The 8,891-nt window shown below is 58.2% G+C and carries 6 protein-coding genes; all 6 read left to right on the top strand.

Features of this window, described 5'->3' with window-relative positions; genetic code table 11:
- Positions 1-130 (top strand): undecaprenyl diphosphate synthase family protein (locus tag QZL71_RS05540; protein ID WP_294648194.1); only part of this gene is annotated, 130 nt, incomplete at its 5' end.
- A gap of 113 nt (positions 131-243) precedes the next feature.
- The gene (locus QZL71_RS05545) at positions 244-1,104 is read left to right on the top strand and encodes a phosphatidate cytidylyltransferase (protein WP_005945868.1); all 861 of its coding nucleotides are present in this window, start codon (positions 244-246) and stop codon (positions 1,102-1,104) included.
- A gap of 15 nt (positions 1,105-1,119) precedes the next feature.
- Positions 1,120-2,271, top strand: a complete 1,152-nt coding sequence (gene dxr, locus QZL71_RS05550) for a 1-deoxy-D-xylulose-5-phosphate reductoisomerase (RefSeq protein ID WP_005945869.1) — start codon at positions 1,120-1,122, stop codon at positions 2,269-2,271.
- Positions 2,272-2,427: 156 nt separating this feature from the next.
- Positions 2,428-3,540 (top strand): M50 family metallopeptidase, encoded by a 1,113-nt coding sequence (locus QZL71_RS05555; protein WP_120080242.1) that lies wholly within the window; start codon positions 2,428-2,430, stop codon positions 3,538-3,540.
- Positions 3,537-4,610 carry a flavodoxin-dependent (E)-4-hydroxy-3-methylbut-2-enyl-diphosphate synthase gene (gene ispG / locus QZL71_RS05560; RefSeq protein ID WP_097775365.1) on the top strand — a complete coding sequence of 358 codons (1,074 nt, stop codon included), beginning with the start codon at positions 3,537-3,539 and terminating at the stop codon, positions 4,608-4,610. The genes QZL71_RS05555 and ispG overlap by 4 nt, the downstream gene beginning before the upstream one ends.
- A 77-nt stretch (positions 4,611-4,687) precedes the next feature.
- Positions 4,688-8,891, top strand: a 4,204-nt coding sequence (locus QZL71_RS05565) for a PolC-type DNA polymerase III (RefSeq protein ID WP_294648177.1), incomplete at its 3' end; no start/stop codon positions are given.

Here is an 8,891-nt window from a genome sequence, read left to right on the forward strand (position 1 = left end):
CATGCTCTGGCAGGCAGCTTACTCGGAGCTGGTAGAAATGGACGTTCTGTGGCCGGATTTCACCCGCAGCGATCTGGACGCTGCCATTGAGGAGTTCAATCATCGTTCCCGCCGGTTTGGCGGACTGTAAAACCCAAGACCTCCTGCACACGGTGCAGGGACCGGACGGCCCGGCGGCTTTGCCGGAGCCAAACTTAATCCAGAGGGGCGCGGCACCCGACCGGTGAAAAGGAGATCCAATCTATGAAAACACGTGTTATTACTGCGATCGTGGGCATCATCGTACTGATCGGCGTGATGTTCACCTTCAACACTCTGATCTTTAATCTGGTTATCGCGGCCATTACGCTGATCGCCGTTCACGAGATCTACAGTGCCCTCGGCTTTGAAAAGAAGGACTGGCTGATGTATGCGGTTCTGGTGCCGTATACACTGCTGGTCATGACGAGCAACTATCAGGTCATGCGGCGGCTGGTGATGCCGATGTCCTTTCTGCTGGTCACCTTTTACGCCATCTATCTGGTGGTGCGCAATGGCACCATCAGCTATCAGAAGGCCAGCGGCCTGCTGATGTTCTCCGGTATCGTGATCTTCTGCTTCTATTCCTTTATCCGGCTCAAGGAGCTGCTGCCGGTGGAGCAGTACGGCTACGATGCGGTGTTCTTTATCTTGCTCATCCTCTGCTTTGCCTGGGGCGGCGATACCTGTGCCTACTTTGCAGGCCGTGCTTTTGGCAAGCACAAGCTCTGCCCGGTGGTCAGCCCCAAAAAGACCGTGGAGGGTGCCATTGGCGGTGTTCTGGGCACCATGGTGTTCGGTGTGATCATCACACTGGTGTACTCAGTGGCGGCAAACCGGATGGAAGCCTTCACCCGCTCCAACATTGGCGTTTCCATGTACGTGATCATTGCGCTGCTGGGCTGCGTGGCGGCGGTGCTGGGCATTTATGGCGACCTGTTTGCCAGTGTGGTCAAGCGCCAGTGCGGCATCAAGGATTACGGCACCATCTTCCCGGGGCACGGCGGCATTCTGGACCGCTTTGACAGTGTGATGTTCATTGCGCCCTTTGTGACCATGGTCATTACGGCGGTGTTCTACTATTAAAAGGGGGAACGTGTGATGTCGAAAAAAATCACTCTGCTGGGTTCTACCGGTTCCATCGGCACCCAGAGTCTGGATGTGATCCGTGCACAGGGCTATGAGGTGTTCGGTCTTTCTGCCCACAGCCATGTAGACAAGATCCTGCAGCAGATCGAAGAGTTTCATCCGCGCTATGTTTGCATGACCGACCCAGATGCGGCCCGCAGGCTGGATGCGGAGCTTTCCGGTCGTGCAGATGCGCCCCGGCTGCTGGTAGGGCCGGAGGGGCTCAAGCAGCTGGCCGCACTGGACGGCACCGATGTGGTGCTGAACAGCGTGGTGGGCATTGCGGGTCTGGGCGCCAGCCTGTGCGCCATTGAAAGCGGCCATGATCTGGCCCTTGCCAACAAGGAGAGCCTTGTCACCGGCGGTCATCTGGTCACACAGGCTGTGGCAAAGCATGGTGTAAAGCTGCTGCCGGTGGACAGCGAGCATTCTGCCATTTTCCAGTGCCTGCAGGATAAGGAGAGCGCCCCCAGCCTGACCAAGATCCTGCTCACGGCATCCGGCGGCCCCTTCTTCGGGATGAAGACCGAGGAGCTGCGCGGTAAGACCAAGGCGGATGCCCTCAAGCACCCCAACTGGAACATGGGCGCAAAGATCACCATTGACTCTGCCACCCTGATGAACAAGGGTCTGGAGCTGATCGAGGCAGTGTGGCTGTTCGGCCTGCCGCCGGAGAAGATCCAGATCGTGGTGCAGCGCCAGAGCATCGTGCATTCGGCAGTGCAGTTCAGCGATAATTCGGTCATTGCTCAGCTGGGTGTGCCGGATATGCGCATTCCCATCCAGTATGCGCTCACCTACCCAAAGCGCGTACCCGGCGTTGTGCCGGAGCTGGACTTTGCCGCACTCAAGGTGCTCACCTTCGATGTGGCAGACGACGAGACCTTCCGCTGCCTTGCCGCCTGCAAAAAGGCCATCAAAAAGGGAGGTCTCGGCCCCTGCGCCGCCAACGGTGCCAATGAGGAAGCTGTCAAGCTCTTCCTTGAGGACAAAATTGGCTTCCTCGATATTGGCCGTCTGGTGGAAGCAGTCGTGGACAGCGACAGCTTTGGCGGCGAGTATACCCTCAGCGATGTGTACGAGTGCGACCGCATGGCACGAGAATTTGTAAGAGCGCACTTATAAAAACCCTCTCAGCCTCACTGCGTTCGGCAGCTCTCCCGAAGGGAGAGCTTTCAAAAAGCATCAGGCCAGATGTGCAAAAGCTCCCCCTTCGGGGGAGCTGGCAGGGCGGCAGCCCTGACTGAGAGGGTTTCCGACTTTTCAGCTTTAGGAGACGCAATGTCAATTTTTATCACCCTGATCGCCGCACTGATCGTGTTCAGCGCTGTGATCGCCATTCATGAATTCGGGCACTTTACCGTGGCAAAGCTCTGCGGCATTCAGGTCAACGAGTTTTCCATCGGCATGGGGCCGGCTTTGTGGAAGAAAATTTACAAGGGCACCCAGTACAGCCTGCGTGCATTGCCGGTAGGCGGCTATGTGGCGCTGGAGGGCGAGGAAAGCCCCGAGAGCCAGCAGGCCGAAGCGGCCCGCGACGAACGGGAAGCAGAGGACGAAAACCCTGTCCCGCCGGAGCAGCGCACCGGCATCCCTTTGAACGAGGCACCGGTATGGCAGCGTGTGCTTGTGATGGTGGCAGGTGCCTTCATGAATTTCGTGCTGGGCTTTGTGGTGCTGGTCATTCTTGTGGCAGCACAGGAAGGAGCCATCACCAGCAAGACCATCTATTCCATTGAGAACGATGCCCTCTGCGGCCAGACCGGCCTGCAGGCGGGGGACGAGATCGTTGCCGTGAACGGCAGGCGCTGCTTTGTGGCCAACGACATCCTTTATGAGCTGGTGCGCACCGAAGCCTATCGCGCCCGGTTCACCGTGAAGCGGGACGGCCAGAAGGTGGAACTGCCGGACGTGCAGTTCGACACCTGGCAGGACGAGAACGGCCAGACCCATATGACCCTTGGCTTTACGGTGTACGGCATCAAAAAAACACCGCTCAATGTGTTAAAAGAAGCATGGAACAGCACCCTGTACTACGGACGCATCGCGTTTATCTCGCTGGCAGACCTTGTGCGCGGACGTGAGAGCATCAACAATCTGTCCGGCCCGGTGGGTATCGTGACAGCAATCGGTCAGGCGGCAAGCTACGGCTGGCAGGATCTGCTGGAGCTGCTGGCCCTCATCACCATCAATCTGGGCGTGTTCAATCTGCTGCCCTTCCCGGCACTGGATGGCGGCAAGGTGGTATTTTTGATCATTGAGGGCGTTACCGGCCATGCAGTGCCGGAAAAGCTGCAGGGTACACTGACCATTGCGGCCTTTGCACTGCTGTTTGGCCTGATGCTCTTTGCAACCTATAATGATATCATCCGGCTTGTGACCGGTGCATTGTGAGCAAAAACAGAAAGGGGAACTTTATGCGGCAGTTAAAACGGGAAGTGAAAATCGGCAATGTGACCATCGGCGGCAAGAATCCTGTTGCGGTGCAGACGATGCTCAACGTGCCGGTGGAGGATATTGAGGGCAATGTGGCGCAGGCAAAGCGGTGCGAAGCTGCTGGCTGTCAGATCCTGCGCGTGACCTGCCCCAGCCCGGCGGATGCAAAGTGCATCGAAGCCGTCAAGAATGCGGTGAACATCCCCATTGTGGCAGACATCCATTTTGACTACAAGGCGGCTCTGGCCTGCGCAGATGTAGGCGTGGATAAGATCCGCATCAACCCCGGCAACATCGGCGACGATGACCGGGTGAAGGCTGTGGTGGATGCCTGTCAGCGCAAGAACATTCCCATCCGCATCGGCGTGAATGGCGGCAGTCTGGAAAAGCACATCCTTGCAAAATACGGCGCACCCACGCCGGAGGCCATGGTGGAGAGTGCACTGTACCATGTGCGCCTGCTGGAAAAATTCGATTTCAACAACATCGTCATTTCCATCAAGAACTCCAATGTGCCTCGCATGATGGAGGCCTACCGCCAGCTCAGCGCTGTCACGGATTACCCGCTCCATGTGGGTGTTACCGAGGCGGGTACCTACCAGATGGGTCTGCTGAAAAGCGGCATGGGCATCGGCGGAATGCTGCTGGAAGGCATTGGCGATACCATCCGCGTCTCGCTGGCCGCAGAGCCGGAAAAGGAAGTGGAAGCGGGCTACAACATCCTGCGCGCCGTGGGCTTCCCGGTAGCAGGCCCGGAGGTCATCACCTGCCCCACCTGCGGCCGCACCCAGTATCCCTGCACCGAGATCGCCAATGAGGTGGAAAAGCGGCTGCAGGGCTGCAAAAAATCCATCAAGGTGGCCGTGATGGGCTGCGTGGTCAACGGCCCCGGTGAAGCCCGCGAAGCAGACATCGGCATTGCCGGCGGCAAAGGCGAGGCGGTGCTGTTCATCCACGGCAAGCCCATCAAAAAGCTGACCGGAGACAACATCCTGGATCAGTTCATGGATGAGATCTATAAACTATAATTTGGCTTTTTTCACAGCTGCCACACCTGCAAAAAACGGGTGCGGCAGTTTGTGCTGTATAAAAAGGAGTACCATTTGTGACACCACTCGTATCCAACCTGTGGCCGCAGTTCATGGTGGACCCGGCATTTGCGGCCTGCTTCGGGCAGGTCATTGTGGAGCATGCGCAGATGCTGCGGCAGGAGCGGCAGGTCATCTTTACCCTGCGCAGCGGTGCGCCGCTGGACAAAAATCTCTGTGCCCGGCTGCTGGCATCCCTGCAGCCGGATTATGAGGGCTTTGAGCTGCGCATCCAGAACCTGTTTGGCTATGCCATGCTGGACGAAGCGGCCCTGCGCGATCTGATGGAAGAGATGAAGCGGGACGGCGTGCCCATCAACGGCTTTCTGGACCGGTGCAAGATCAACATCATCGGACAGAAGATCACCATCGGCGTATGCCATGGCACCAAGTTTTTGCAGGAGATGCACTTTGAAAAGCTGCTGGCAGAGCGCATTGCAGCCCACACCGGGGTAACGCCGCAGGTAACGCTGCAAAGCGCTGTAAGCGAAGCCGAGCAGCACCAGATGGAAGAAAAGCTGGAGCGCAAGATCGCGCCACCGGTGGTCAAGTTTGAGAAAAAGAACACAGCACCGTCCATCAAGGTGGATGGTCTGGACCTGACCGATAAGCCTGTCACCATTTTCCACGGCAAGATGTTCACCCCCAAGAACCTCACCCCGCTGAAAGACCTTGGCGGCGAGGGCGGCAAGTGCACGATCTGGGGCGATGTGTTCTTCTCGGAGGTCAAGGGCAACTTCCGAAAAATTTATACCGTATCCATCACCGATTATCAGGGCTCCATCAACCTGAAGATCCGCGCGCAGGAAGGTGAGGACTGCTCCAAGTGGGAGAGCCTTGGCAAGGGCACCACCCTCATCGTGCGCGGCGACTGCTCCTACGACAAGTACGAACACGATTATATCGTCTACCCCTACGATGTGCTCATCGTGGAGCGCAAAAAGCGGGAGGATACCGCACCGGTCAAGCGTGTGGAGCTGCATCTGCACACCAAGCTTTCCAGCATGGACGGCTTCTGTGACCCCGGCGGCATCGTCAAGCTGGCCCACCGCATGGGACATCCGGCCGTTGCCATCACTGACCACGGTGTGTGTCAGGGTTACCCGGAAGCCATGCTGGCAGCGGACGATATCCATAAATCAGACCCGGACTTCAAGCTGATCTACGGCTGCGAAGCCTACTTTGTGGACGACATGATCCCCTGTGTATACGGTGTGAAGGATCAGCCGCTGGACGGGGAGTTCTGCGTGTTTGATACCGAGACCACAGGCCTTGACCCCGGCGTGGAGTATATGACCGAGATCGGTGCCGTCATCGTGAAAAACGGCGAAGTGGTGGAGGAATTTGATACCTTTGTCAAGCCCGGCAAGCCCATCACCCCCAAGATCACCGAGCTGACCGGCATCACCAACGAAATGGTGGCGGATGCTCCCGGCGAAAAGGAAGCACTGGAAGCCTTCCTCAAATTTGCGGGAGACCGCATCCTTGTGGGCCACAACGTCCACGCCTTTGATATGCGTTTCCTGCGCGCCGCCGCCAAGCGCAGCGGCATCAAGCTGGAGCCGACCTATATCGACACCCTGACCATGGCGCAGGCCATGTACCCCGGCCTGCACAACTACAAGCAGGGCACCATCAACAAGCATCTGGAGCTGCCTGCCTACGAGGCCCACCGTGCCTGTGAGGATTCTGCCGCGCTGGGCCGCATCTTCGGGGTCATGCTGAATGACCTGAAAGAAAAGCAGGTAGCAAAGGTCAGTGAGATCAACACCGGCCTTGGCGGCAACCGCGAGGTGCTGAAAAAGAAGTATTACCACCTCATCATTCTGGTCAAGAACCAAATGGGCCTGAAAAATCTGTACAAGATCGTCAGCGAAGCCCATGTGAACTACTTTTTCAAAAAGCCCCGGGTGCCTCGGAGTCTTTTGAACAAATACCGGGACGGCCTGCTGCTCACTTCCGCCTGCGAAGCCGGCGAGCTGTACCGGGCCATCGTGGATGGCACCAGCTATGAAGAACTGAAAAAGATCGCGTCCTACTACGATATTCTTGAGATCCAGCCGCTGGGCAACAACGCCTACATGGTGCGAGACGGCAAGGTGGACAGCGAAGAGGACATCAAAAACTTCAACCGCACGGTCATCAAGCTGGGCGAGGACCTGCACAAGCCGGTCATTGCCACCGGCGACGTGCACTTTACCGAGCCGGAGGACGCGGCGTACCGTGCCGTGCTGCAGGCGGGCAACGGCTTCAAGGATGCGGACAATCAGCCGCCGCTGTTCTTCCGCACCACGCAGGATATGCTGGCGCAGTTCTACTATCTGCCCAAGGAAAAAGCCTACGAGGTAGTGGTGAAGAACCCCCGCAAGATCGCGGCGATGATCGACAACAATGTTCGTGCCATCCCGCGCGGCACCTACCCGCCCAGCATCGAGGGTGCAGAGCAGCAGCTACGCGATGCTACGTGGGAACACGCCAAGCGCGATTACGGTGACCCGCTGCCCGAAATTGTGGAAAAGCGGCTGCAGAAGGAGCTGGACTCCATCTGCGGCCATGGCTACGCCGTGCTGTACGTCATTGCGGTCAAACTGGTGGCCTATTCCAACGCGGGCGGCTATCAGGTGGGCAGCCGTGGTTCGGTCGGCTCATCGGCCGTGGCCCACTTCTCCGGCATCTCGGAGGTGAACAGCCTGCCGCCCCACTATCGCTGCCCCAAGTGCAAGCACAGCGAGTTCATCACCGACGGCAGCGTGGACGACGGCTTTGACCTGCCGGATAAAAACTGCCCCAACTGCGGCACCCGGATGCTGGTGGACGGCCACGATATTCCCTTCGAGACCTTCCTCGGCTTCTACGGCGATAAAGAGCCGGATATCGACCTGAATTTTTCCGGCGAATATCAGTCCAATGTGCACCGCTATACCGAGGAGCTGTTCGGCAAAGCCAACGTGTTCAAGGCGGGCACCGTGTCCGGTATTCAGGACAAGACCGCCTACGGCTATGTCAAAAAATATCTGGATGAGCGCGGCCGCACGGTGAACCATGCGGAGGAGAACCGCCTGACTCTGGGCTGCACCGGCGTCAAGCGCACCACGGGTCAGCACCCCGGCGGCATGGTCGTTGTGCCGGACACCTACGAGATCTACGATTTCTGTCCCATCCAGCACCCGGCGGATGATGTGGCAGGCGGCCTGCTGACCACCCACTTCGAGTTCAAGTACCTGCACGATACCCTGCTCAAGCTGGACGAACTGGGCCACGATATGCCCACCTTCTACAAGTATTTTGAGGAGTACACCGGAATCCCCATCGACAGCATCCCCATGAACGACCCCAAGGTGTACAGCCTGCTGACCAGCCCGGAAGCGCTGGGCGTGACCCCGGAACAGATCGACAGCCAGACCGGCACCTTCGGCATCCCGGAAATGGGTACCAACTTCGTGCGCGGTATGCTGGTGGAGGCACGGCCCAAGAACTTCTCCGAGCTGATCCAGATCTCGGGCCTGTCCCATGGCACCGATGTGTGGACCGGCAACGCGGACGAGCTGATCCGCAGCGGCACCTGCACCATTGCGGAGGTCATTGGCTGCCGTGACAGCATCATGCTGTACCTGCTGCGCAAGGGGCTGGAACCCAAGATGGCCTTTGATATCATGGAGGCTGTGCGCAAGGGCAAGGTGGCCAAGGGCGGTTTCAAGGATGGCTGGGAGGAAGCCATGCGGGAGCACGAGGTGCCGGACTGGTACATCGAGAGCTGCCGCAAGATCAAGTATATGTTCCCCAAGGCCCATGCCGTGGCCTACCTGATGTCGGCCATTCGTCTGATGTGGTTCAAGATCTACCGTCCGCCGGAGTTCTATGCCGTGTACTTTACCGTACGCGGCGACGACATCGACTATGAGGCCGCTGTGGGCGGTGCGGCAGTGGCCCGCGCCCACATGGAAGAAGTCAAGCGCCGCCTGAAGGAAGAGAAGAACGCCAAGGACGAGGATGTGCTGGTCAGCCTGCAGCTCGTCAACGAGATGCTGGTGCGCGGCTACGAGTTTTTGCCCATTGAGCTGGGCAAGAGCCGCGGCTCCAAGTATGTGGTGGAGGACGGCAAGGTACGTTTGCCTTTCTCTTCGCTGAAGGGTCTTGGCGGTGCTGCCGCCGATGCACTGGAAAAGGTGACCATCCACGGCGAAGAATATATCTCGGTGGAAGAGTTGCAGCAGGCTTCTG

Origin of the sequence: uncultured Faecalibacterium sp., from assembly GCF_900066275.1 — a bacterium.
GTDB lineage: Bacteria > Bacillota > Clostridia > Oscillospirales > Ruminococcaceae > Faecalibacterium > Faecalibacterium taiwanense.